Source organism: Flavobacterium sp. XGLA_31 (assembly GCF_051547105.1).
Classification (GTDB): Bacteria; Bacteroidota; Bacteroidia; order Flavobacteriales; family Flavobacteriaceae; genus Flavobacterium.
This window is the reverse complement of the sequence record NZ_JBPTTM010000001.1, coordinates 873,611-899,394: the sequence shown is the minus strand read 5'-3', so window position 1 is coordinate 899,394 and position 25,784 is coordinate 873,611. Positions and strand designations below refer to the sequence as shown.

Here is a 25,784-nt window from a genome sequence, read left to right as displayed (position 1 = left end):
GGCATCTGCCTGAGTCAGGTAATACGTAACCGTAACATTGGATTGGCCATTGGCAATCTCCAAATCTTTGGTGTTTAAAGTAAACTGCTCAAAACCATCGTTCGGATTGTTGTAATCACACAACTCGTAATCCGTAATTACCGGATTGGCTAGTGGTAATGGGTTTATAACTAATTGTAGCGTGGTAGTCGAATAACAAGTAGGCGAGGCAGTATTGTAAACTTTGATATATAAAGTTTGAGTACCGGGAGCAATATTACAATATAAAACAGACTGGTTTATAGCTGTAGTGCTGGTTGAAGTTTCATAAAAATCAACCACAAGATTAGGATCACCACCGGTGATTTCATTTATTTTAGTAGTTAAATCAAACAAACACGAAAAACCATCATTATTATCATCACATACAACGTATGGGGTTGGATTGGAAATTACAGGCGGCGGAGTAACTGTAATCGTAACTGTACCTGATTCCGGTTGGGTGATAGTACCCGCAATTGTAGTGGTGGTAATGCTCACCAAATCGTAGACTGTTGGACCCGTTACAGGTGGAGTAACAATTGAATTTGTTCCTGCTGCATTCAGAACAATCTGGTTTGGCGTTCCGTTTACGGTATAATCAACAATACCATTTGGCGTTCCGTTAAAAGTAACTATAGCTGTATCACCATTACAAACCGAAGACACATTTGAAGTAATCAAAACAGAAGGCAAGGCTACTACAATCAAATTAAAACTGGTAGTATCATAGCTTGCTGTATTGGCATTATCCTCTAGTCTCACAAAAATGGTTTGAGGATTGGAAGAATTGACAAAAGAACTGATGGAAGTAATCGGATTCGTTCCGGCGTCAGCATCCGCTTGAGTCAAATAGTAAGTAACCGTGTATCCCATAGGACTATTAAGCCCCAGAATAATTGGTGTTTGAGGCGTAAAATCAAAAGTAGAGACTCCTGAATTTAACGTCGTCTCATATTCAATCAAATCGGGTGGCGTTGTGGCCTGTACACACATCCCGGGATTAATACTTAAAGTAAATTGCGTGGTCGTGATACATCCGGTGATATCGTCTTCGACAGCAACGTATATAATTTCTCCGTTAAATCCGGTGTAATTTGTTGGATTGGCAATTGGAGCAAAAAGTTGCTGCGCATTTGCCAAAGTGTGGTAATAACTTACTGTATTTGACATTCCGTTTAAAATAGCCGCCTGATTGTCGGTCAAATTGAATACATCCGAGGCACTGCACTCTACCAATGTACTTGGTGTACCGAGTACTAAAGAAGGAATATGTTCCACAACCGTACAATCGGTTTGGGTACATCCGCCCGGATACGTCAGAGTAACGCAATAAGTTCCGGCCTGATCTAGAGTGTAATTGTAAGTATTGGCTCCCGGAATTGGATTTCCGTCCAAAGTCCAACTGTAAGTCACTCCGGATATCGGCACAGTCCCAGCCTGAACCGTAACAGCTGCAGAACCACAAACTGCATTCGGCCCCGTGAAATCATTCAATCCTGAGTAAGTTCCTGTCCCACCAATGGAAGGAGAACCAATATTAAAACTTCCTCCGCCTAAAAACACTGCAGAATCATAACTGTTGTCATTTCGGTCTGCAACTACCAACTTGATGTGGTAAACATTGTTTGGAATAACCGCAGAACTGGCGGTCATCATAACTGTTTCCCCGTTAAAATTAGTCGCCGCTGTGGCTGCATTTCCTCCTCCGTTATAATTCCCAAAATAAGTCACATTTTGAGAAGAACAACCTGCATTATAGGTATTATCTCTGATAGTTACCACTGAGATTGGCGTGGCTGTACTCGGAATTAACGCCAAATTAGTAGGAGCCGTACCAGCGGTTACATTGGTCAGGAAAAAGGCAAAAGAATCTGAATAATCACATTGAAAAGTCCCATACTCTTCCGAGGCAAAAAGGAAGTCAAAACTCATCGTTGTGGTTAATGGAGTAAAATCAAACTCTAAGACGGTTGCATCGTTGTAACTGTTTAAAAACGGGTCGATTCCTAATCCGGAAATATAATTAAACAAATCATTATCTCCCGGCCAATCCCCATTTCCTTGCGTTGTATTATTAGGCCCCGGTGCTTCGTTAACATCACCGGTACTCAAAATCACCCCTGAAGTCAAAGGGAAATTTGGATTTGTATTCTGAAAATAACCAATCCCATTAGGATTCAATGGGTCAAAATTCGTTCCGGTACTCCATGAAATATTGCTAATGGTACCCACACAAGAGGAACCTCCTCCTCCGGGAGGAGCTGCAAACAAAACATCTTGAACCAGCTGAGGAACTGTATATGTGGTGGTGTTAACCGTAATAGGCTGAGCGAAGGAATTATATCCTGCTAAGAATAAAAAAAGAGGGAGTAGTATTCTCTTCATATATGCTTGTTTTTCAGAGTTTTTCGTGCGATAAAAAAACCCCAATATGTTAATTTCTTGTTTAAATGTCCAAATATAAGTATTCATGGAAAATAAGTTTGTTAAATTTGCAAAAAAATATACTATTACTATGAAAATCACTATAAAAGAAACTCAAAATCCAACCATTTTAAAATTTGAATTTCCCGATTTTATCACTCAAAATGAGAGTTTTGAATATAAGAACATTGATGAAGCTAAAAACTCCCCTCTGGCACAACAACTTTTCTACCTACCGTTTGTCAAAACAGTTTACATTTCAGGGAATTTCATCGCTATTGAAAGATTCAGCATCGTGGAATGGTCAGATGTGCAGGATGCAGTGGCAGAACAAATTGAAAATTACGTTACCAATGGAGGCGTAATTGTGCTGCCTAATGAAAATCCCATCCGAAAACAACCCATTTCAGTTTATGGGGAAACCACACCCAATCCGGCCTCTCTCAAATTCGTAGTCAATAAGGCGTTGACCAAAACTGCTGCGGAATTCAAAAATATAGACGAAGCCAAGCCTTCCCCTATAGCACAGGAGTTGTTCAAATTTCATTTTGTAAAAGAAATTTTCATAGCCGAAAATTACATCTCGATAACCAAATACGACAGCATTTCCTGGGACGAAATTACTCTTGAGCTAAGAACCTTCATCAAACAATTTATAGAAAATGGCGGAACCGTCATCGACGAAAGTCAGATTGAAAACACCGAAAAACAAGAAAAACAGCAAATCAAGAACTTTGACAATCTGGATACCACATCGCAGCAAATCATCAACATTTTGGAAGAATATGTAAAACCGGCGGTAGCTGCTGATGGCGGTAACATTCTCTTTGATTCTTTTGATGAAAACCAAAAGCGTGTAAAAGTGGTGCTTCAAGGCGCCTGTAATGGTTGTCCTTCTTCTACTTTTACCTTAAAAAGCGGCATCGAAAACATGCTCAAAGACATGCTGAACGACAAAGACATTGTGGTGGAAGCACTAAACGGATAATTTATTGCAAAATAAAAACTACTTTTAAGCGTCTGTAAACCGGGCGCTTTTTTATTCACTTTTTGAAGCTGTTTCCTGCTTTCCGCTACAATCTCTTCGAGGATTTTCGCTGCAATCAGGGCTAAAACAAACACATTATGAACGAACTACAATACGAAACCAGCCCTTATCTTTTGCAACATGCCAACAATCCGGTGCATTGGAAAGCCTGGAATACAAACGCATTGGCGCAAGCTCAAAAAGAAAACAAACTCATCATCATCAGTATTGGTTATTCAGCCTGTCATTGGTGCCATGTGATGGAACACGAAAGTTTTGAAGACCATGAAGTAGCTGCCGTCATGAATGCTGATTTTATCAACATCAAAATTGACCGTGAAGAACGACCGGACATTGATGCGGTCTACATGAAAGCCGTGCAAGTCATGACCGGTCAAGGCGGATGGCCCATGAATGTGGTGGCACTCCCCGATGGTAGACCGATTTGGGGAGGTACCTATTTCAGAAAAAACGATTGGATAAACGCCTTGGAAAAACTTCAGGAATTGTATAAGCAAAACCCGGAAACGATTTTGGAATATGCCGAGAAACTTCATGAAGGATTACAATCTCTAAGTGTCATACAAACTCACGCTCCAACTGATTTCAATTTTGAAATTTTGGAAAAACTGGTTGAAAAATGGCAAAAAAGTTTTGATTGGGAATTTGGCGGTATGGCACGCGCGCCTAAATTCATGATGCCAACCAATTACGAATTCCTGTTGCGCTACGGACACCAAACAAACAACTGGTCCTTGCTCGATTTTGCACATCTGACTTTGACCAAAATGGCTTACGGAGGTCTGTTCGACACCCTTGACGGTGGTTTTTCGCGCTACTCCGTGGATATGAAATGGCATGTCCCTCATTTTGAAAAGATGCTTTACGATAACGGTCAATTGGTTTCACTGTATGCCAACGCCTATAAACTGAGCGGAAATAAACTGTATAAAGAAATCATCGAAAAAACTTTGACATTTATCGAAAAAGAATGGCTTACTGCTGAAGGCAGTTTCTATTCCGCACTCGATGCCGATAGTTTGAATGCAGAACAGCATTTGGAAGAAGGTGCTTTTTATGTTTGGAAAAAACCGGAATTACAAAATATCCTCGGTTCTGATTTTGATTTGTTTTCGGAGGTTTTCAATATCAATGATTTTGGTCATTGGGAACACGACAATTATGTTTTGATTCAAAATCAATCTTTGGAAGAAATAGCGCAAAAGTATCCCATTTCTGTAGTGACTTTAGAACAAAAGAAAAAAAGCTGGGAACAAAAACTATACTCCGAGAGAGAAAAACGAAGCAAACCCAGATTGGATGACAAATGCCTGACTTCCTGGAACGCCATTGCAAGCAAAGGCTTTGTCGAGGCATACAAAGCATTAGGCAACCCGAAATATTTGTCCATTGCTTTACAAAATGCGGATTTTATTACCTCAAAAATGTGGCATGCTGAAGGGAATTTGTGGCGCACCCATAAAAATGACAAGGCTACCATTAACGGTTATCTTGAAGATTATGCTCATGTGATTCAGCTTTTTATCAGTTTGTACGAAGTGACTTTGAACGAAAGCTGGCTGAAAAATGCCAAACAACTGACCGATTACTGCTTTGACTTTTTTTATGACGAAAAAGCCCAATTCTTTCTGTTCACTTCACAAAAAGACACGGAGCTAATTACAGCTCATTTTGAAGTGGAAGACAATGTGATTCCGGCTGCAAACTCAGTGATGGCAGGCAATTTATTCCGTTTGAGTATCTATTTTAACAACCAGTATTACGAAACCACAGCCAGACAAATGGTGCAAAACATAATTCCTGCGGTTGATTATCCTTCCGCTTATTCCAACTGGCTTAACGTGTTTTTGAACTTTTCGGAACAAAATCAGGAGTTGGCCATTTGCGGTGAAAAGGCATTGGATTATGTGGCAAAAATAAATCAAAATTATTTGCCGAATATTGTGATTGCCGGAACCCAAACCGATTCAAATCTTCCTTTTTTAATCAATCGTTACACCGAAAACAAAACTTTATTTTATTTGTGCCAAAACAAAACCTGCCAAAGCCCAACATCTGATTTCGAGGAAATTAAACACGAAATCTCATTGAAAAATTAGAAAAAAATCGTAATATTGTTAGTGATAACCAATTAAAACAACAACCATGGGATTAGGGGATTTTTTTAAGAATCTGTTTGGCGGCGCCAAAGGGAAAGCCGTAGACACCACTGACAATTTTATTGATGAGGCCATTGACAAAGCAAAAGAAATGGCAGAACCAATGATGGACAAAGTAGAAGATTTTGTAGAAACTGCGAAAGAAAAGGTTACTGAATATGTACCACAAGCTGCTGATACTATTGACGATTTGGTAAGCAGTGCTAAAGAAAAAGTAAGTGAGCTTACCGACAATGCTGGGGAAACGGTCAAAGCAAAGGTAAGTTCGTTTGCTGACGATGCTTCCGAACACGCCGAAGAGGCTGTTAAAAATGTCACAAATCGGGTTGAGGAGGATGCTGATTAATTTTTAAAATTCTTATTTTTGTACCATACTTTATCCCGATTCGTCGGGATTTTTTTATCATTCCATGGAAAAACAAGAACTACATTATATTCATTCGTTTGCCGAATATGCAGATAATTTTATCAAAGTCTTAATCGATTATTCGCCCAAATTAATTTCAGCTTTTGTCATACTTTTTGTCGGGTTATATACCATTCGTTTTATCAATCGTTTGGCCAAAAAAATTATGGTAAAACGCGAATTGGATCCCACATTGTCCAAATTTCTGGCCGATAGTTTATTATGGGCCTTGAGAGTATTGTTATTTGTAACGTTCATTTCCAAACTGGGCATTGAAACTTCTTCTTTTGTTGCCATTTTGGGTGCCGCAGGCTTAGCCGTTGGTTTATCGTTACAAGGTTCATTGTCCAATTTTGCAGGCGGGGTGCTTATTATTTTATTCAAACCGTTTCGTGTAGGAGATACGATAGAAGCTCAAGGAGTAACCGGTGTGGTCAGTGAGATTCAAATTTTTGTAACCAAATTGATTACGGGAAATAACCAGACCATTTTTGTGCCAAACGGCAATTTGTCCAACGGAACGATTATCAATTACTCCGTAGCCGGGATTCGCAGAGCCGATTTGTTATTTTCACTTTCCTATGAAACTAATATTAAAACCGCAAAAGACATCGTACTACAGGTCATGCAAAATCATCCGAAAGTATTGAAAACTCCGGCTCCAACAGTTTCTGTGAGAGATTTGAGTGATTCTGCCATTCACTTATCGATTAAACCTTGGTCTAAAAACCCTGATTTTGGCGACATGTGTTCGGATATTTTAGAGCATTGCAAAGAGGCGTTTGATTCCGCCGGCATAGTGGTTCAACCTTATGTCAGAGAAGCTTCGAAACAGTAAAATTAAACCACAATCACAGACAAAACCCGTTTTTGATTGGCATGCCAGGGGCTTTATTCTTCTTTTTTGATGGTAATGGTGACATCATCATCAAACTTGTATTCTCCCTTTTTAAAAGTGTCTTTGTTGCTTAAAATGACCTCGTAAGTATAAACCCCTTTGGGGATTTCCAGAAAGCATTCTTTCCCATCGTTTTGAATAACCAAATCCTTTTTGATCTCATTATCATCCTTGTCTTTCCCGGTTATTTTAAAGGTTATTTTTTCAGGCAATTTGTTTTTAACACACAGCATTATTACCGTTTTAGCATCAGAAGTTTTATTTCCTTTAAAAAAACTCAAACCATTGATTAGTGCGCCACCCGCCTGTATTGTTTTTTCAAAATCAGATTGTGAAAATAGAAAAAGAGGAAAGGCTGTGAGTAGGATTAAAAAATATTTTTTCATGATTTTTCTGTTTTAAAATTAGTTTCAAAAATTTTTGTGAAGTTTTGGCTTTCCTGAAAAAAATCTACCGGATAATACAGCAACTCATCTCTTCTCAAAACAGCTTTGTAAAAGGATTCTAGCTTCATCTTTTTAGGATGGAAATTGAATTTTTCTGAATTAGCAATCCGAAGCACTCTTGAACAAAATTCGGAACAATACAACAAATCGTCTTTTCCGTTTAAGTTGAACGCATAATCGAAAAATATTTTCCTGCTGCCATACTTTTGACAGGCCTCTCTTAACTTCAGGAATTCGCGGGAATTATTTTTACACTTCCAAACACTTAGGTAATAGGCTTTATCACAAACAAATGATTTTAAGTCATCTATGACCAATGCTGTTTTGGTGGTGTCACAATCAATAACGTTATAAATTTTCAATTGGTCATTTTCAACAAAACCAATTCCAACATGGGTGATTAACCTGTCCTTAGTATTGAATTTTCCGGCGATGAATCCCGCTTTCGTTTTCGTTCCCCGGCAAAAAACATAAATGGTGTTTTGCTGAAACTTTAAATTTTCAATGTTCTTTTGTGCAATAGTACTTACTGAAACAAGAGCCCATAAAAAAAAGCAATAGTTTCTTTTAACGTTTAAAATCAACCCGATCATTGGATTATTTTATAGAGATATTTGCAGTAAACCGTAAGGCTATATTGTCCTTGAATTCCGGGTTGGAATAATAGCCATACCTGTAATAGCCTCCGACACCGAAACCAATATCAGCCAAATTGAAATAATTAATCTTAATCAAATTATCAAACTCAACTCCCGTTTCAAGATACATCTTATCCTTTGTTTTAAACTCAATCAGCTTATGAAACGCTTCATGAGATAGAGCTCCCCAACCTATATTGTTGTGCCACCATAGAACCGGTTGAAACTTGTTTCTTTTAAACACCAATCCACCGAAATTGTGCGACAAAAATAAATTCACATAGCGATCGGATAAAAATTCATACGGAAGCATCGTTTGAAACGTATTCTTCATAATCAACAGCATGTTTTTATCATGACTCCCTTCCCCGGTGAATAATAGTCCATAGGGCAATGATTTGTTAACATAGCCGGTTTCGACTCTATACCTTGTCGCTCCGATATTTCTGGTGTATAGAGATTGTTCTACAGCCAGTTCTATTTTGGTATAGTCAAAATCTCCTTTGAAAAAGTCTTTGAAGCCTTTTGAAAAAGAAACAAAAACAATTGGATTCTTGGTTCCCGTGCTGATATTTTGATGAAAGGAGTTGACAAATTTTTCTCTGTAGGCAAATCTCAAATCCAACTTAACGGTACTGTTGTTATAATGGGTAAAACTCTGATTGCCGAAAATGAATTCATAGCTATACTTTGGAGTTGTTTTGGATTGGTTAAACCTCAAATCCCATAAAATATATTTGAAACTCCTAAAATGAATTGAAACACCAATCTCATTTATTGCATCGTATTGATATCCTATGAATCTCCTGAAATTTAAAAAATTGTCTTCTGCTGACCTGTTACTGTAACTTCCGGTTTCAATCAAATTATTTTGATAATGAATCCCCAGTTGGCCTTCATTATTTTTAAGAAGCCGAAAAATAAATTCTCCTCCGTATTTCAACGCTTTATCTTTAACACCATAGCCCAGAAAAGCGCCCAAGCTAAACTTTCGAGAAATTCTTTCATTGGTATAAAACCCGGAACCAATACGCAATCCCTCATATCTATTGTACAGCAGAGTTTTCGACAAATCAACATCAAGGCATTTCAAAGGGTACTTACCCTGTAGTATCTTTTCCACTATGGAGAGGTAAGAATCAAAATTCTTTTTTTGACCAATGCTGTCCATTACCCGATAAGTCTTTTGATCAACAGTGTTCAAAGGTTCTACTCGGTACTTTTTCCAAAACAAAGAATCTTTAGAGGCCGATGCCTCGTCTAATCTCACGCTCTGAAGACCGAACCCATTTTTATCCAGCGGCAAATTCAGTTTAACTTGACTTATATAGGATTTGCCATCAATTACCATGGGAGTATGCTCATTCGGGAAATGGTTAAACTGAATGCTGAAATTTAATTGCTCGGGAAACCAGTATTCATTATCCTGCAAAGAATATTTTTGCTGAATTTTAATGTCTATTTTTCCTTTTTCAGCAGGAGATGCTACAACATTTTGAACCGCAAATTTTTTCGAATTGATATAAAGTACTCCTTTTAAGCCATCAAAATTTTTATTCGCTTTCGGTTTGAAGGAGATGATATAGATTGTATCCTTCTCCCTCATTACGGTTTCTTCCAAATGGAACTTATATTTCTTTAAACTCCCTTTACTAATAGGATTAAGATAGTTAATATTGAAAAATTTGATGTTGTCATTATAAAATGAAAACGGCTGAAAATCTGTTGCTATTGAAGCAAAAGAAGGATTTTTAAACCCAGAAACCTTAGTTCCAATCACGACTTCTTCGCTTAAATTGGGTTTCATGAATTTTCTTTCGGTTACGGATTCCATCATAAAAAAATGAGTTCCTCTGAGTTTTTGTCTCAATTGGAGGCTGTCCGTTTTGTCATTTCCCAAAAAGTTATAGTCGTAAATGATTTTATTGTAACAGGAATATTGAAAAGACTTTACGTTCTCAGGATTGTTTTTTTCTTTAAAAACAATCACCTTTTCAATAATACCGTTGGCAGGATTGTCCGCGGCGTTGATAACAACTTCTTTTAAATCATTGAGTACAGGCTCTAATTCAATTACAATAGTTTCATTTTTATGAAATATACATTCTGCTTTTTTAAAACCAACATAGGTACAAATCAGGATATTGCTTTGCGAATGGTTAACAAATGAGAATTTGCCGTTGACATCACAAATGAAGGTGATATCCGTATTCTTAACACTCAAATTTGCAAAAGCCAACGGAAGTTTGGTTTCCTTGTCAACAACTGTCCCCCGGATGAATTCTTGACCATAACTCCGGGTCAGTATAAGACAAAGCAAAAAACAGAATGTATGTTTCATAAAAGCATAGCATTAATCTTTAGAAGAACCCCAAGCAGCTCCAATTATGGCTCCTCCCACGGCACATAAAGGACCGCAAAGTGCCTCACCGACCAGTAGTCCGAGAAGTGCCCCTGCCGCTTGACAAGCATTAGGTCCCGTTTGACCGTCAATATGACACTTGCTGAAGGATTCGGTTTGATTTAAGTTGTACGTTATTGCCAACGAAGTCAGCACAACCTCACTTTCGGAGGCTGATAATTTTTGATGGTTCACCTTATCAACCAGTGCTTCTATATCCGGCGCATTGGTTTGTGATTGCAGTAAAATTTCTTTTGAAAAATCTGTCAGCTTAGAATTCATAACCATATCCTTAACATTAGAAGTCTTCAAGGCATTAACCGTATTTCCCACTACCTCTTCATTTACTGTCGCCTTTATTGGCAGAATACCGAGATAGTAATCTGTAGTAGTTTGATTAATCTCTTTTATTTTCCCATTGTCATAATCGTTTTGTAAAATTCTCAACGCTTTTACAAAATCAACCCCAACAGCATTATAGGAATTGTTTTTTTGACCCATTGTATGCAATACAAAAGAAACGGTGGCCATTACGCCAAAAACTATTTTTTTCATATTTTTGTTTATAATTTTTAATTATTTGCAGTCTTATCTTTTGTCTTCCAAAACACTTTAAGGTAAGGCTGCTTTTTTTGTGGTTTGTTTAATTCTGCTGAAGTCACCAACAAACCTTCTAAAGAAACTTCAGAATCTGTAACTGTCCTGACAAAGTCGATTATTGTTTGTCTCCTGTCACGAAGCGGGGGTGAGCCGGTTGTACACCATTACTTAAGTTTAATGTTATTTGACATAGTAAAAATAACAAGTAATATTGGAATTTTACTACACAAAAAGTGTACTTTTTGTTAAATTACAAAACCTATCTTTCTCATCGTTAAGCAAATAGACAAGAAACATCTCTAAAATAAAAATATGGATTCCGTAGCTGCAGTCAAGTACCTTACAGCATACCTTGGAAAAGAAATATCAGCCGTTTGGAGAAGGGCTGTAAAAGAATAATTATGGCTTTTTGGACAACATGAAATCTTTGAGATAAAACGGCTCAAAATAAGCCACATCCTCAAATTGGTTTTGCTTGAATTTTTCAAAACTGAGCAAACTCATTTCATGGGCGGAAGGAAATACAATTTTGGGAAGAAAAACAAAGTTGGGCTTCGTTAAAACCGTTTGACATTTTTCCTGACAATCGCCAATAAAATAAATTGTTTCCGACGTGTCATTATAACTCTGTTCGTTCAAAACTTCAGCTTGAACTTCTCTCAATTGGGTATGATTGGCATGAAAAACAGCACTGTATACTTCCATTCTTCTCGCATCAATCATGGGTACAATCAATCCGTTTTCTATGACCACTTTTTGGGCTAAAACCTGTAACGTATCAATCGCAATTAAAGGTATGCCTAATGAATAACACAATCCTTTAGCGGTAGAAACCCCAATGCGCAAACCGGTATAAGAACCCGGTCCTTTGCTCACGGCTATGGCTTTTAAATCCCTCACCGTAACACCGGTCTCTTTTAAAATTTCTTCAATAAAAACGTGTAACTTCTCTGCATGAGAATATCCTTGTTCCGCAATTTCTTTGCATGACACGGTAATGCCGTCTTTAGCCAAAGAAACGGAGCAATTTTTAGTAGCGGTTTCTATATTGATGATGTAGGTCAAGGTGGTGCAGATTTATTTTTTAACAGATTTTTCTTTGTCCGGAGTATCTTTAGTGGTTACTTTATCACCCGAATTCAAGTCTTTGGTTACAGTGGTGTAGGGTCCGGTAATAACCACATCCCCCTTCTTCAAGCCGGAAATCACCTCAATATTGGTATCATCCTGAATACCTGTTTTAATCACTCTTATTTTTGCTTTGTCTCCGACTTTCACGAAAACGCATTCAAATTTTTTATCGCTTTTAGTCGTAATTTTTTTGTCTTCTCCCCCTTCTTTCATCTCCGGTTTCTTCGTTGTTGCCGTATCTGATTTGACAACCACCGAACTGATTGGAACCCCGATTACTTTTTCTTTTCGCTTGGTGATAATGTCCACGGTTGCGGTCATCCCAGGTCGGAATGGCGAATAGGTTTCCGGTTTCCCTTTTAACAAATCCTGATACGATTCTTTTAAGATTCTCACTTTTACTTTAAAATTGGTCACCTGATCGGCTGTGGTAGCAGTACTGGCCGAATTAGAAATACTGGTTACTATCCCTTTGAATTCTTTTTTCAAATACGCATCTACCTGGATTTTGGTACTGTCGCCTATGTTGATTTTCACAATGTCATTCTCGTTTACATCCACTTCCACTTCCATATTATTGAGATTGGCTACTCTCAAAAGCTCGGTTCCTGCCATTTGTTGCGTTCCTAAAATTCGCTCCCCTAACTCAACATTCAGTTTGGAAACTGTTCCATCAGCCGGAGCATAAATGGTGGTTCTTCCCAAATTATCTTTGGATTCGGTAACCGTGGCTGAAGCACTCTCTACATTATAATACGCCGATTCTTTGTTTGCTTTTGCACTTTTGAAAGCAGCTTCAGCTTTATCCCAATCTGATTTTGAAATGATGCCTTTATCAAACAAAATTTTGCTTCTCTCATAGTTTGCTTTAGCTTCCTGAAAATTAGCATCGGCTTGATTCAATCCTGCTCTGGTCCCGGATAAATTAGAGACGGAACGTTTTAATCCCGAAGTATATAAATCAGGATTGATTTTCACCAAAAGGTCCCCTTTCTTTACCACTTGCCCTTCTTTTACCGGCAAGTCAATAATTTCACCTGAAACCTGAGACGATATTTTTACTTCTATTTCGGGTTGAATTTTCCCGGTTGCGGAAACCGTTTCAACTATAGTGATTTCATCGGCAGCTGCGGTCTCTACTTCTGTTCCTTTGTTTTTGTTACCAAAAACACCAAACTTGGACATCACCATTAAAATGATGATTATTGCTACTACTATTCCCGTTAGCCAGTATATTCTTTTCTTTGACATGATTTATGGTTTTTGAATGATTGGGATTCCGAAATAAAGTTCAACTACTTTCATTTTAAAAATGTAGTCGTATTTGGCACGAATTGCATCGGATTGCGCATTGGTATAAAGTGTTTGCGATTGATTAAAATCGAAGGCGTTCATCATCCCAACAGCATATTTCTCTTTGGCATAATTAAACGCTTCCTGACGGGCTTCTGCCGTGGCCAGTGACGCTTCATAGGTATTTAGCGCTCCCTTGGCATCCGTTATCGCTTTGTACACATTCGTCTCTAAATCCAATTTGGCTTGTTCAAATGCATTTTTAGATTTTTCATAATTGACTTTGCTGCGGGCAACATTGCCTCGGGCCGTAAACCCATTGAAAATAGGAACCGTCAGTTGCAACCCGAAATTATGTCCCTTGTTGTCACTAAACTGCTCAAAAACGGGTGCCGCTTTGCTGAAAATCGGCAAATAATTGGGCTGTATCACATTTTGTCCGGTTCCTTCCACCTGCCCGATAACAGCGGTGGGATTGGTTGTGCTTAAGGCATATCCTGAGACTCTGTCAGAGTAACTTGCTCGGGTACTGAAGCTGTAAAACCCGGTAAGTCTTGGTTGTAATGCTCCTTTAGTGATGGCGATATCCTTGGCCGCCAAATCTAAATTACTTCGGGCAATTTTGATTTCCACGCGAACTTCGTTGGCTTTGGCCACTATAGCTTCGGGAGTTTCAGCCATGACAGGACTCGGTTTCGCTTCCATATCCACATCGGCTATGTCAAAATTGGCAAAGTCATCCAATTTCAGCAACTGCGCCAAACTCAATCGGGAAATGAGCAAACTGTTTTCAGCAGCAACTACTTTTTGTTTATCCGCCGCTACCGTCGCTTTCATATCCAGCAAGTCCCCTCTGGGTACTGAGCCGGCATCCACCAGCTCCTGTGTTTTGGACAACTGCTTCTCGTCATTATCCTGTTGGTTTTTTTGGACTTTAAGGTTTTCCTTGTTGAACAGAATATCCAAATAGGCATTCGCCACATACAAGGAGATATCATCCTGCATTTTGGTCAGTTGGTATTGCGCTCCCAACTGAGCTAATTTGGCCCGGCGCAGGCGGTTTTGATTTTGCAACCCATTGTAAATGGTGATATCCGAATTGAGGCTAGCCGAGGTATATTGTATGGTTTGATTTTCGAGAAGTCCGGTTGTGATGTTTTGGTTCAAACCGATGTTCCAGGAATGGGAAGCGCCCCCATTTAAACTGGGCAGAAAATTACCAATCGCCAATTTTTTATCGATGCCGGTGGCTTGTAAATCTAACTCTGATTGTTTGATGGAAATGTTGTTTTTGAGCGCGTATTCCACACATTCCTGAATCGTCCATTTCTTAACTTGAGCTGAAGCGGTGGCTGCAAAAAGCAAAACAGAAAAAAGTAAGACTGCTTTTTTTATTATTTCTTTCATAGTGGTTTGGTTAGAAAAGCTTCACGTCCCGGATGAACAAAGATATGATTTTTGTCTTTGAAATCGCTTTGCCAAGACTTACATTCTTAGACTTTACTTTTTTAATTATGTTACACTATTATTGCGCTTTTACATTTATTTTTGTCAAAAATTTATTTCGATTATGTCCTCTTTAAAATCAACATTTGTTTTGCTGCTATTGGCTATATCATTAACCGAATGCTCCACTGCCAAACGAATTGACGCATTAAAACCGTTGCCTTCTGACGACGCTCCGATGGTTTTTACGACCAAAACTTCGTTTGTCAACATGCCGTTGGAAATCTCTTTAAAAGAAATTGAAAACCAATTGAACAAAACGCTAAATGGTCAGATTTACAATGATGACAATTTAAACGATGACAATTCCGAAATGAAAATCACTAAAACAGCTCCTATTAAACTCATCGAAAAAGACGGCAAGATTCAAAGTATCCTACCGCTAAAGATTTGGTCCCGTTTCAAATACGGCACCGACTTCATGGGGATGAACGATACCCGGGAAATTAATTTAAACGGCACCATTATCCTGAACAGCGATGTTCATTTATCGAACTGGAAGATGACAACAACTTCCAAAATTGAAGATTTCAGTTGGTCGGAAAGTCCCACCATAGTTGTGGCCGGAAGAAATGTGCCCATCACGTATATCATCAATCCGACACTTTCGATTTTTAAAGCCAAAATTGCCAAAAAGATTGATGATGCGATTGAAAAAACTTGTGATTTCAAACCCTATGTCTTAGACGTTTTGGAAAAAATGAGTACCCCGTTTTTAACCAGTGAAATGTATCAGGCTTGGTTCAAACTGATTCCAATGGAAGTATATGTAACTGATGCTAAAATTGTCCAAAGCAAAATCAACATGGATTTGGGTTTAAAATGCAACATGCAAACTATGGTAGGACAACAACCCAAGAGCGACTTCAGCCGTGAGGCCATTGCTTTCAAACCCGTGACCAAAGTTCCGGATAAGGTAACGGCAAACGTTGCTGCCATTTCTACTTATGAAAGTGCCGGAAAAATCATCACTGCTAATTTTCAAGGCAAAGAATTCGTTTCGGGTAGTCGAAAAATTGTGGTGCAGAATGTGGGGCTTTGGCATCGCGACAGCAAAATCATCATTGCGTTAGACATGACCGGAAGTATCAACGGAACCATTTATCTTTCGGGGATACCAAACTATAATGCGGTGACCAAAGAAATCTTTTTCGATCAAATGGATTATGTTTTGAGCACCAAAGGACTGCTTACTAAAACCGCCAACTGGCTGTTGCAAGGGATGATTCTGAAAAAAATCCAGGAAAATTGTCGTTATTCTATCAAAGGAAATTTAGAAGAAGGCAAGAAAAACCTGCTGCCTTATTTGAGCAACTATTCGCCCATGAAAGGTGTTTTTGTGAACGGCAGCCTGAATGATTTTGAATTTGAAAAAATGGAAGTCACCGATAAGGCCATGATTGCCTTTATCACCGCCACCGGTAAAATGAACGTGAAGATTGACGGAATGGATTGATTATTGTGAATCCTGACTTTGCGTTCTCTTTTTGGCATACATCTTATACACCACAAAACTGATAACCGCTACTAGAATATAAGGAATGGCCATCAAAAAAACGATACCGTCATTGACGGCTTCTACTTTGGTTTTATTCCCTTCGCTTTCTAAAGAGGCACGACACATGGCGCATTGTGCATTGGCAGCAAGAGACAATCCAAAAGCCATAAGCGATAAAACAAAAACTATTTTGCTGCGTTTGCCTTTTCCCGCTGCGGCTTTGGTTTCTTTACTTAACATAATAAGGAGAAATCATTAAGTAAACAATCACCCCGGTAACGGCCACATACAACCAGATTGGAAAAGTAATCTTGGCTAATTTTTTATGACGGTCAAATTGTTCTGACAAAGCTCTGACATAAGTAAACAAAACCATAGGGATGATGATAACAGAAAGCATTATGTGGGTAATCAAAATAAAGTAGTAAACAAAGCGTATCGCGCCTACTTGTGCTTTTTCCACAACATCTAAAATTCCGTCTCCATTACTGTCTCCGAATTTGGTGTCGCCTGCAGTCATATGATACGCCACATACATTACCAAAAAAATAACCGAACAGCCAATGGCCATGGTCATCAACTTTTCATGCGTTTCCCGGTTACCTTTTTTAATGGCTCTGACTGCCAATATCAGTAACAGCGCCGTGATCCCGTTAATCCCAGCGTAAATGGGTGGTAAAAAAGACAAAGGCTCCACATCAAATCCTAAATCTTTCAACTTTACCGAAAAAAGTAAAGCCACCGCAACCGGAATGATGATGGAAATGGCAATGATTGAACCCTTAAATTTTTTTTCTAATGTTGGTGTTTCTTCTGAATTACTCATTTAATAGCTTTTTAATATCTTCTTGAATTGCTTTTACTCCTTTTTTCTCCAGTCCGTCGTAATACAAAATAGGATTTCCTGAATCATCTTTTCGACAACGAACAAACCCTTTTTTATCAATCAAGGCAAAGAGTCCTGAATGTTCGAAACCGCCTTTGACATTCTTATTTTCGCCGGCATACAAATTAAATCCTTTGTTGGCTATATCAAAGATGTATTGTTTGTCTCCGGTTAACATATGCCAATTGGCAGACTTCACGCCCAAAAGCTCGGCATGCTGCTTGAGCACTTCTTGTGTGTCATGCTCCGGATCGATAGAAATGGAAGCAATACCGAAATTGGGGTTGCCGAAAAAGGCATTTTGAATATCCACCATATTCTTGTTCATTATAGGGCAAATAGACGGGCAGGTAGAAAAGAAAAACTCTACGACATATACTTTGCCCATGTAACTCTTGTTGCTGACTTTATTCCCGTTCTGATCGGTCAGAATGAATTTAGGCGCCGGGCCGATTACCTGCAATCCTGTTTCTTTATTTTTATGGTTCGACACCGCATCAATACGGTCGCCCTGAACCACGGTTCCACTTGTAATTCGGTCTATGATTTTGGGAATAAAAATGATTCCGAAAACCAAGATCACAAACGATATTCCAATGTATGACTTTTTCATCTTCTTTCAAAAAATGCTAAATTTTACGATAAGCATTGTTTCTTTTTAATGCCAAACGATATTCGGCTAAAATGATTTTCACATCATCCACCATATCATTGTGCAGATCGGCTGCCGAAGTGGTATTGTACCCCTCTTTGTACTCAGGGGCTCCTTGAACACTCTTTCCTTTTCGACCGCGAAGGTTTCTCTTTTTGTCAATGATATACACTATCGGGGTTCCGGCTTTATCATCCAGTTTCCCCAGCAATTTCAATTGGGCGTAATACTTTTGTATTTCGGCTTTGGAAGCAAACACAAAATGGTATCCGGACATATTTGAAATCTTGCCTAATTCTTTGACCAAACGCTCCGCCTGCGGCTGAGTTCCTTCGGGTGCGATAAATACAAACTGAAAATCTTTAAACTCGTGGTAGTTGTTATAAATCTTTTGATTCAGGGTAAAAAAATTGCCGCTGTTGTCCATCAGATTTTCACCGGCAAAACCCAAAACCGTAATCTTTTGATTCAGGGTAACAGCTTCTCCGTTCAGGGATTTCCAGTTCGGATTAACGTCGGGGATGGTTTTAGTAATGGTAGGCAATGTGATAAAACTGTTTACACCCGAAGCAAAGAAGAGGTATGCAACTATAGGCAAAACAAACAACACAAAAAGGACAATATTTTTTTTCATTCCAAATGAAGAATTGGTCGTACAAAAATAAAAAAAGGTACGCAATGCGTACCCTTTTTTTTGAATTAATATAGTGTTAAAAATTCCATTTAATAGTGGCATTTTTAAAAACCTCGAAAACGTAATCTGCTTCTACGAGAAGTATAAATAGTAAGTACAATACAAGGAAAATAACGGTGGCTACTACGGCCCATCTCAAACTGCTTCTTTCTCCCTCCATGTGCATGAAAGCCCAAACAATGTAATAAGCTTTATACAAGGTTAAGATGATGAATACCCAGTTCAATAAGTTCATGCTGATAAAATTGTGCATGAATAAAAAGTCAGGTCTTTGAATTCCTAAAAACACTTCAACTGTAGTGACTACAGACAGAAGGGCAAAAACCATCCAGATTCTTTTTGTATTTGAAACGTGTTCGTGTGCGTGTGACATAATGTGTAGACTTTTCTAAAAATTAAACTAAGTAGAAGAATGTAAATACGAAAACCCAAACCAAGTCAACAAAGTGCCAGTAAAGTCCAACTTTCTCAACCATTTCGTAGGTTTTTCTTTTTTCATAAGTTCCTAAAACCACATTCAGAAAGATGATGAAGTTAATCACAACTCCTGAGAATACGTGGAAACCGTGGAAACCGGTAATAAAGAAGAAGAAATCAGCAAACAACTTGCTTCCGTATTCATTTCTTTTAAGGTTAGCTCCTTCAACAACAATGTGAGCATTTCCTACCATTACTTCCGATTCAGCACGAGTTAAAACTTCTCGGTGTTTGTTTTTATTCAATCCCGGTTGCAATGTTTTATTGGCTCTGTCTTCCGGAGTATCTCTGTAGATTTTTTCTGTTCTGATTAACAATTCAGGATGCGCTTTGAAACCGGCTTGTACTTCAGCAACTGAGTACGAGGCCAACGTTTCTTCATCTTTCATAAACCATTTGGCTTTGCTGCGGGTCAACTCTTCTCTTTGTCCCGGTAGTCTCACCGCGAAGTCGGCTAATTTAACACGCTCTCCTTCTTTGTTTACAAATTGAATGATGCTTCCTCCTTTCGTTTCTACTGCTCCGTATTCTCCGCTGATGAAGTTTTTCCACTCCCAGGCTTGAGAACCCACGAAGATTAAACCTCCGATTATTGTCAGCAACATGTAGAAAGCTACTTTCTTTTGTTTCATTTGGTGACCGGCATCCACTGCCAATACCATGGTTACTGATGAGAAAATCAATATAAATGTCATCAACGCCACATAATACATCGGAGCTTCTACTCCGTGCATGAACGGAAAGTGCGTAAACACTTCATCCGCAATCGGCCAGTTGTTAATAAATTTGAATCGAGAAAACCCGTAGGCTGCAAGAAAACCTGAGAAGGTCAAGGCATCCGATACGATAAAAAACCACATCATCAATTTGCCGTAACTGGCCCCCATTGGCTCGTTTCCGCCACCCCAAGTATTTACGTTGTTATTTCCAGTAGTAACTGTAGCTCCCATAAAAGTTATTAGTTAAAAAGTTCCCAAATTTAGATTTTTTTTCTTATTTAAAGAAATATAAAAACAAAAACAAACAAATCCATAAGAAATCAAGAAAGTGCCAGTAGATTGCACCTAGCTCAATTCCAAGCGTTTGCCCTGAATTGTATTTTTGTTTAAAATGATTATAAATTATGATTAAAAGCGAAATCAGCCCTCCTGCAAGGTGTGCCAAGTGTAACACCGCTATCACATACAGAAAAGTCGTGGCAATATTACTCTCCGGACCGGTGAAATAATACCCCGCTTCCATCACTTGTCGGAAGCCCACAAATTGTAAAATCACAAAGCCAATTCCCAAGGCTAAGGTAGCCCAAAGAAAATTAGTGGTGGCCGCTCTGTTGTCTTTCTGAATGGCTTTCTTCGCCAAATGAAATGTAACGCTGCACAGCACTATGGCCAGCGTACTGAAATAAAAAGCCGTTGGTAAATGAAAATCTTTCATCCAGTCCTCTCTGGACTTACTTACCACAAAAGCACTCGTAATCCCGGCAAACATCATCGTCATACTCGCCATGGCAAACCACAGCAACAGTTTGTACGATCGTGAGGTACGGGCTTTATGTTCTTCGGCAGTCATGATTGTTGTTGCCATATTATCTTAAAAATTTATCTGTTATATATACTATTTGTAACAAACTGATGTACAAAACACTCACCAGCATCAGGGTTCTGGCGGCTTTGGCGGTACGCAACTGATACAACTTTATCGCATAAAAAATCATCCAAAGTCCCAACAAAAATACAACTACTGCCGCAATTGGCGAAAGAAATAATCGTCCGGTATATCCCAAACACGGAATTAACGAAGCCAATAACAACCAAACCGAATACAAAATAGTCTGCAAAGCCGTAGAATTGTCTTTCTTTCCGGTAGGCAGCATGAAAAAGCCTGCCTTTTCATAATCGTCATACAAAAACCACCCGATAGCCCAGAAATGAGGAAACTGCCAAAAAAACTGAATCAGAAAAAGAGTTCCTGCTTCAATTCCAAACTGATTGGTAGCGGCGACCCAACCCAGCATAAAAGGTATCGCTCCCGGAAATGCCCCCACAAAAACAGACAGCGGCGTTACCGTTTTAAGCGGCGTGTAAATACTGGTATATAAAAATATCGAAATCGCCCCGAACATGGCCGACTTCGGATTAATCAAATACAAAAGAATCAACCCGACAATAGTCAGCAGGCTGGCCACAAACAACGCATGATTAGGCGACATACGACCCGAAGCCACCGGACGGTTCTTGGTACGGTCCATCAAGGCATCCAAATCTTTTTCAATCACCTGATTGAACGCATTGGAAGCGCCCACCATGCAATACCCTCCTAAAGCCAACATCAATAAAGTGGTAACTTTTAAATCAGCAAAATCAACCACGCCGAGCAAGTAACCGGCAATGGAAGAGAAGACCACGCTTACCGCCAAACCTGCTTTGGTGATTTCTTTAAAATCAACAGCAATTTGCTTCAAGGAAAATGTAGTTGCGGTAGCGCCCATTCGTGGTTTTTAAAACTGGCGCAAAGGTACTTTATAGAAAATGATTTGACAAAAAAATATTGGAGATATATTTCGTGTTTTTTACGTTTGAAGCGAAGTATTCCGCTTTGCGCTACTCCTTTTTACATCCTCAGCAGGTTTAGTCTGAAAGTTGCGCAACTTTCGATAAAATGACCGCCGTCAAATTATAAAAACCTGCTGAACTTTGAACAAAACGACCGCCGTCAAATTGCAAAATGACCGCCGTCGTTTTAAAGGATACTGCGGAAGAATCCGCTTCATCATGCGCAAAAATGGTAACAAAGTATTGCATAAAGCAATTCAAACTTCAAAACAAAACACCCGATACACTTAAAAAGTCTATCGGGTGTGAGGTTACAGTAGGGATTTTGATTCCTAATAATCAAAATACCAGTTGAAAATATCACAGCGCAAGCCTACCGAAAACCAAGTAGTGCTTTCTTTAATGGCTGTGGCGGTTTCCGTCATCGGGTTGAAATTGCGGTAAATAAAACTACCGAACAATTTCATGTTTGTCGCCGGATTAATCAGATATCCCGCCTGAATGTCGGCAATAAATACTTTGGTTTTATTCCCTTGACCAATGTTTACATTCTCATCATACGGACGGTTCTCATCGTAGTCCCGGTAAATATCACTTCCGTAATTAAAGTTGTCCGTACCGTTATTAAAATCCAAGCCGCGTTCACCCACCGTCACTTTGGCGTCGGCAAAATAGCGTCCATGATGGTAACGGGCAATGGCAATGAACTCCTTAAAGTTCCCGCCCCACGGGTGTCCTAAACTCTGATTGTTGTGACCATAGTTGGTAATAGGGTCACTGTGGGCATATACATACGGTCTCACGTGATTGTACTCTGCCTGCAACAACAGGTTTTTAATGTTAAATGCATTGTAGTATTTGACACCCAATTGGTAACCGTATTTGTTTTTCCAGCTTTTTTTTCCGGCCTTCATATCGTTTAACGAAAACTCATCCAACAGGAACTGACCGTAGAAATTCACCTGATTGCTAAACTTGTATTTCGTAGTTAATCCCAACATAGCGTTTCCGGTACGTGCCGAAGATTCAAACTCCACGGAACGGTAGAAAATAATCGGATTCACAAAACTCATATCGAAACCGCGATTGTTCTTATTGGTCCAAATTACCGATTCAAAGAAGCCCAAATTCCAACGGCTGGTAACATTCAAACTCAAGTAGTGACTCGCAGCAAACTTAGTGGCATACGTTCGGTCCACGGTAACTTCGGGGCGTACATCTTTGAGCCAGGTATAAACGTTGGTGTATTTTATTTTCCAAAAAGTGGTATTCAGTTTTAAATACGGATACGGACTGGCCCCGTCGCCTAACAGCAACGAACGATATCCGTCTCCGATAAAGTTCTTTCCGTAACCCAAATTCAGGTTGATGAATTTGCTGGGCGTATAAGACAAATTGGCTTCTGCCATTGGAAAGTCATAAGCATCCGACTTGAATTCTTTGGCAATTCCAATCCCGGGGATAATCGCCGGGTTTCCGCCGTCAGGCTTTATCGATTCCGCATAGCGGTTGAAGTAGTCGGCAAATCGGCCCTGGCTTTCATAAATTGTAGTGGTAAAGTTGAGCTCTTTACCCAACCCTCCGTTAAACTGAACCCCTCGGGTATTGACATACGTATATTTTGACACCGAAGGATCACTCTTTCCGAATTGCAAATCAACAATAGGGTTGAACGTAAACCAGTAATCTTCTCCTTGAAACTCGACCAGATTTTCGTTCCAAAACTTTCGGCCCCACCAGCCTTGTTTGTTTTTCAGCAGCTTTTGGTTTTCTTCCTTTAAGTTATAATACTTGGTTACTTCGGCATAATTATAGGGTTTGGAAGCCGTATGATTGTTGGCGCCAATCTGATTCATTTCGTCATCAAACTGCGAATAATAGCTGTGCGAGAAAGGAATATTCAAATGGCTTTCGTACTGCGGATTGGTGAATTTTTTATACTTAATACTGTCCAGTTCCGGCAACTGTCGGTCATTTGGCGTAAATTTAAATGATACTTTTTCAGTCTGCGCTTCCGCTTCTTTTTGAGCCTGAGTTTCAGCCGCACTTTGTAATGGAATGGCGATTTTAATCGTATACTTGGCATACGTCGGATTGCCGTTGTAGGTCGCCGGACTGATTTTAGGGAACATCCCGAAAACCCTTTTACTTTCTGCCACTAAAGTTTCATCAATGGCATCCACATACATTACTTTGAAGGTTCCTTCGTTGTTTACTTCAAAGAGCACATTGACAAATCCTTTGTAATTGCTTTCCTGAAGCTTTTGCGGTACTTTAAAATGGTTGTAAACAAAGTCCTGAACCTGATTGTTAAAGCAGGTTTCCAATGCCTGATGTTCCATCCCCTGACAGGCCGGAAAAACCGGAAAACGTTCGGTTATTTTCGAGACTTGGGCCTTACACACAAAGACAACAGTGCAACTTAAAAGAAGAATTATTTTTTTCATTTGCAGGGAAATAATAAATTAATAATTGCCGGAAGCGGTCTCGCCGTTAGCAATTGTTTTGGCTGCTGAAGTACCGATGCGTTTCACACCAAGGCGAATCATCTCCTCCGCTTCTTCATAGGTTCTGACACCACCGGCAGCCTTTACCGGAAGTGGCGAGGCATTTTCAAGCATCATGATAATGGTTGGAAAGGTAGCGCCGTTGGGCAATCCGTTTTCGGTTTTATAAAAACCGGTAGACGATTTTACGAAAACATTGGGCAGACAGTTTTCTTTGAAATTGGTAATGACCACATTCTTAATCAAAGCGGAGAACTGTATAATCTGAGCATCGGTCAAGGCAGCCACTTCTATAATCCATTTGACGGCTTTGTGGTTTTCCAATCCCAATAGCGTTCCATTGTAAATTTCGTTTTTTACCAAATCGGTTTCTCCTCTTTTGAACGCTTCGTAATTGGCTACATAATCCAATTCGTCGGCACCGTCTTCTATAGCCTGTAGGGCTTCAGCCAGTTTCTCTTCTAAAGAATCAGTTCCTTCGGGGAAGGAAATCACAGTACCTACCAGCACTTTCGATTTGGCTTTGGCAATCATTTCCCTGGCCATCTTTACTTTGTCCGGCCGAATCATAATCAATTTAAACCCTTCGTCTATGGCTTCCTGAATAAACCCTTGGACAACGGTATTGTTATCTGCTTCTGAAAGACCGGCCTGCTCGGCCGTTTTCAGATAAGTGGAATCGAGGTATTGTTTTATATTCATGGGATAAAAGTAAAAAAAAATCCCGACTTACATCGGGACTTTATGGGTTTACTACGAGCTGATTTTATTTCGTCAGTCTTTATATTTTTTGAGAAAAACAAAAACCAGAAAAGCCATTACTGCTCCGCTCAAATTGGCCAGGACATCCAGTATGTCAGCATGCCTGGTTAGAGTACAAGTTTCCTGTAAGAACTCTATCAGTATGCCGTACACTAAAGAGACCGCTACTACTTTGGCTATTATTTTCAGACTTCGGGAATTTTGGCCAAGCCAAAGCACATGACCCCAGAGCAGGGTAAAAATAAAATGAAAGGTAAAGTGAACGTATTTGTCGGCTCCCGAAAGCGGAATGGTTGGCAACTTTCCAAACTTAACCAGACACAGCACAGCGATAACAGCTGTCCAGCCTATGGCCAAAGCTTTTAGAGTTTTTTTAAGCACCAATAAGCTCTTTGTACGCGTCGGCAGAAAGCAATTCTTCTGCTTCAGCGGCATTGGCAATTTTCACTTTAATCATCCATCCTTTTCCATACGGATCACTATTGACAGCTTCCGGATTGGATTCTAAATCATCATTAAATTCAATGATTTCACCAGATAACGGCAAGAACAAATCTGATACGGTTTTCACGGCTTCTACCGTTCCGAATACTTCATCTTTGTCTAAGGTTTGGTCAAGAGTTTCTACTTCAACATAAACGATATCGCCCAATTCTTTTTGAGCAAAATCGGTAATTCCTACTGTAGCAGTGTCGCCTTCAATTAAAACCCATTCGTGGTCTTTGGTATACTTTAAATTACTTGGTATGTTCATTAGTTTGTAGTTATTTAATTTTCTCCAAAAG

The 25,784-nt window shown here is 39.3% G+C and carries 26 protein-coding genes; 6 read left to right on the top strand and 20 right to left on the bottom strand.

Annotated features, from left to right (window positions below; translation table 11 throughout):
* Window positions 1-2,406, bottom strand: a 2,406-nt coding sequence (locus ACSVH6_RS03945) for a choice-of-anchor L domain-containing protein (protein WP_438075744.1), incomplete at its 3' end; no start/stop codon positions are given.
* Window positions 2,407-2,536: 130 nt separating this feature from the next.
* Here ACSVH6_RS03945 and ACSVH6_RS03940 point away from each other — a divergent pair.
* From ACSVH6_RS03940 to ACSVH6_RS03925, 4 genes are all read left to right on the top strand, one after another.
* Window positions 2,537-3,433, top strand: a complete 897-nt coding sequence (locus tag ACSVH6_RS03940; RefSeq protein ID WP_438075742.1) for a NifU family protein — start codon at window positions 2,537-2,539, stop codon at window positions 3,431-3,433.
* A gap of 137 nt (window positions 3,434-3,570) precedes the next feature.
* Window positions 3,571-5,592, top strand: a complete 2,022-nt coding sequence (locus ACSVH6_RS03935) for a thioredoxin domain-containing protein (protein WP_438075740.1) — start codon at window positions 3,571-3,573, stop codon at window positions 5,590-5,592.
* Window positions 5,593-5,638: 46 nt separating this feature from the next.
* The gene (locus tag ACSVH6_RS03930; protein ID WP_438075739.1) at window positions 5,639-5,998 is read left to right on the top strand and encodes a hypothetical protein; all 360 of its coding nucleotides are present in this window, start codon (window positions 5,639-5,641) and stop codon (window positions 5,996-5,998) included.
* A gap of 64 nt (window positions 5,999-6,062) precedes the next feature.
* Window positions 6,063-6,896: a mechanosensitive ion channel family protein gene (locus ACSVH6_RS03925; protein WP_438075737.1), complete on the top strand. Its 834-nt coding sequence runs from the start codon at window positions 6,063-6,065 to the stop codon at window positions 6,894-6,896.
* Between the two features lie 53 nt (window positions 6,897-6,949).
* Here the strand turns inward: ACSVH6_RS03925 and ACSVH6_RS03920 are convergent, their stop codons facing one another.
* The 7 genes from ACSVH6_RS03920 to ACSVH6_RS03890 form a co-directional block, all read right to left on the bottom strand.
* Window positions 6,950-7,342 (bottom strand): hypothetical protein, encoded by a 393-nt coding sequence (locus tag ACSVH6_RS03920; RefSeq protein ID WP_438075735.1) that lies wholly within the window; start codon window positions 7,340-7,342, stop codon window positions 6,950-6,952.
* Window positions 7,339-7,995, bottom strand: coding sequence for a hypothetical protein (locus ACSVH6_RS03915; RefSeq protein ID WP_438075733.1), 657 nt, complete (start codon window positions 7,993-7,995; stop codon window positions 7,339-7,341). The genes ACSVH6_RS03920 and ACSVH6_RS03915 overlap by 4 nt, the downstream gene beginning before the upstream one ends.
* Before the next feature lie 4 nt (window positions 7,996-7,999).
* Window positions 8,000-10,381 (bottom strand): DUF5686 family protein, encoded by a 2,382-nt coding sequence (locus ACSVH6_RS03910; RefSeq protein WP_438075731.1) that lies wholly within the window; start codon window positions 10,379-10,381, stop codon window positions 8,000-8,002.
* 12 nt (window positions 10,382-10,393) lie between these two features.
* Window positions 10,394-10,996, bottom strand: a complete 603-nt coding sequence (locus ACSVH6_RS03905) for a hypothetical protein (protein ID WP_438075730.1) — start codon at window positions 10,994-10,996, stop codon at window positions 10,394-10,396.
* A 444-nt stretch (window positions 10,997-11,440) separates the two neighbouring features.
* Window positions 11,441-12,106 carry a tRNA (adenosine(37)-N6)-threonylcarbamoyltransferase complex dimerization subunit type 1 TsaB gene (gene tsaB / locus ACSVH6_RS03900; RefSeq protein ID WP_438075728.1) on the bottom strand — a complete coding sequence of 222 codons (666 nt, stop codon included), beginning with the start codon at window positions 12,104-12,106 and terminating at the stop codon, window positions 11,441-11,443.
* Window positions 12,107-12,118: 12 nt separating this feature from the next.
* The gene (locus ACSVH6_RS03895; RefSeq protein WP_438075726.1) at window positions 12,119-13,423 is read right to left on the bottom strand and encodes an efflux RND transporter periplasmic adaptor subunit; all 1,305 of its coding nucleotides are present in this window, start codon (window positions 13,421-13,423) and stop codon (window positions 12,119-12,121) included.
* A 3-nt stretch (window positions 13,424-13,426) separates the two neighbouring features.
* Window positions 13,427-14,872: a TolC family protein gene (locus ACSVH6_RS03890; RefSeq protein ID WP_438075724.1), complete on the bottom strand. Its 1,446-nt coding sequence runs from the start codon at window positions 14,870-14,872 to the stop codon at window positions 13,427-13,429.
* 163 nt (window positions 14,873-15,035) lie between these two features.
* On the opposite strand from ACSVH6_RS03890, the gene ACSVH6_RS03885 reads away from it, so the two are divergent.
* Window positions 15,036-16,427, top strand: a complete 1,392-nt coding sequence (locus tag ACSVH6_RS03885) for a DUF4403 family protein (protein ID WP_438075722.1) — start codon at window positions 15,036-15,038, stop codon at window positions 16,425-16,427.
* On the opposite strand, the gene ACSVH6_RS03880 is transcribed toward ACSVH6_RS03885, so the two are convergent.
* The 8 genes from ACSVH6_RS03880 to cyoE all read right to left on the bottom strand — a co-directional run bounded on the left by ACSVH6_RS03880 (window position 16,428) and on the right by cyoE (window position 21,666).
* Entirely contained in the window at window positions 16,428-16,709 is a 282-nt protein-coding gene (locus ACSVH6_RS03880) for a hypothetical protein (protein WP_438075720.1), read from the bottom strand. It abuts the gene before it with no gap.
* A complete protein-coding gene (locus ACSVH6_RS03875; protein WP_438075718.1) occupies window positions 16,699-17,295 on the bottom strand; it encodes a DUF420 domain-containing protein in 597 nt (198 codons plus the stop codon). Before ACSVH6_RS03875 ends, ACSVH6_RS03880 begins: the two co-directional genes overlap by 11 nt.
* Window positions 17,288-17,968, bottom strand: coding sequence for an SCO family protein (locus ACSVH6_RS03870; RefSeq protein ID WP_438075717.1), 681 nt, complete (start codon window positions 17,966-17,968; stop codon window positions 17,288-17,290). The genes ACSVH6_RS03875 and ACSVH6_RS03870 overlap by 8 nt, the downstream gene beginning before the upstream one ends.
* 16 nt (window positions 17,969-17,984) lie before the next feature.
* Window positions 17,985-18,641: a hypothetical protein gene (locus ACSVH6_RS03865; RefSeq protein ID WP_438075715.1), complete on the bottom strand. Its 657-nt coding sequence runs from the start codon at window positions 18,639-18,641 to the stop codon at window positions 17,985-17,987.
* Window positions 18,642-18,717: 76 nt separating this feature from the next.
* Window positions 18,718-19,074, bottom strand: a complete 357-nt coding sequence (locus tag ACSVH6_RS03860; protein WP_438075713.1) for a cytochrome C oxidase subunit IV family protein — start codon at window positions 19,072-19,074, stop codon at window positions 18,718-18,720.
* A 22-nt stretch (window positions 19,075-19,096) separates the two neighbouring features.
* Window positions 19,097-20,128, bottom strand: a complete 1,032-nt coding sequence (locus ACSVH6_RS03855; protein ID WP_438075712.1) for a cytochrome c oxidase subunit 3 — start codon at window positions 20,126-20,128, stop codon at window positions 19,097-19,099.
* Between the two features lie 43 nt (window positions 20,129-20,171).
* Complete coding sequence (locus ACSVH6_RS03850; protein WP_438075710.1) at window positions 20,172-20,762, bottom strand: cytochrome c oxidase subunit 3; 591 nt, start codon at window positions 20,760-20,762, stop codon at window positions 20,172-20,174.
* A 1-nt stretch (window position 20,763) separates the two neighbouring features.
* Window positions 20,764-21,666 (bottom strand): heme o synthase, encoded by a 903-nt coding sequence (gene cyoE, locus ACSVH6_RS03845; RefSeq protein WP_438075708.1) that lies wholly within the window; start codon window positions 21,664-21,666, stop codon window positions 20,764-20,766.
* 205 nt (window positions 21,667-21,871) lie between these two features.
* Between cyoE and ACSVH6_RS03840 the strand changes: the two genes are divergently transcribed.
* Entirely contained in the window at window positions 21,872-22,021 is a 150-nt protein-coding gene (locus ACSVH6_RS03840) for a hypothetical protein (RefSeq protein WP_438075706.1), read from the top strand.
* A 41-nt stretch (window positions 22,022-22,062) separates the two neighbouring features.
* Here the strand turns inward: ACSVH6_RS03840 and ACSVH6_RS03835 are convergent, their stop codons facing one another.
* The 4 genes from ACSVH6_RS03835 to gcvH form a co-directional block, all read right to left on the bottom strand.
* Window positions 22,063-24,177, bottom strand: coding sequence for a gliding motility protein RemB (locus ACSVH6_RS03835; RefSeq protein ID WP_438075704.1), 2,115 nt, complete (start codon window positions 24,175-24,177; stop codon window positions 22,063-22,065).
* 18 nt (window positions 24,178-24,195) lie between these two features.
* Complete coding sequence (gene deoC, locus ACSVH6_RS03830; protein ID WP_438075702.1) at window positions 24,196-24,939, bottom strand: deoxyribose-phosphate aldolase; 744 nt, start codon at window positions 24,937-24,939, stop codon at window positions 24,196-24,198.
* Between the two features lie 72 nt (window positions 24,940-25,011).
* A complete protein-coding gene (locus tag ACSVH6_RS03825) occupies window positions 25,012-25,380 on the bottom strand; it encodes a VanZ family protein (protein WP_438075701.1) in 369 nt (122 codons plus the stop codon).
* On the bottom strand, window positions 25,373-25,753 hold the full coding sequence (gene gcvH, locus ACSVH6_RS03820) for a glycine cleavage system protein GcvH (protein ID WP_438075700.1): 381 nt from the start codon (window positions 25,751-25,753) through the stop codon (window positions 25,373-25,375). Before gcvH ends, ACSVH6_RS03825 begins: the two co-directional genes overlap by 8 nt.
* Between the last annotated feature and the right edge of the window lie 31 nt (window positions 25,754-25,784).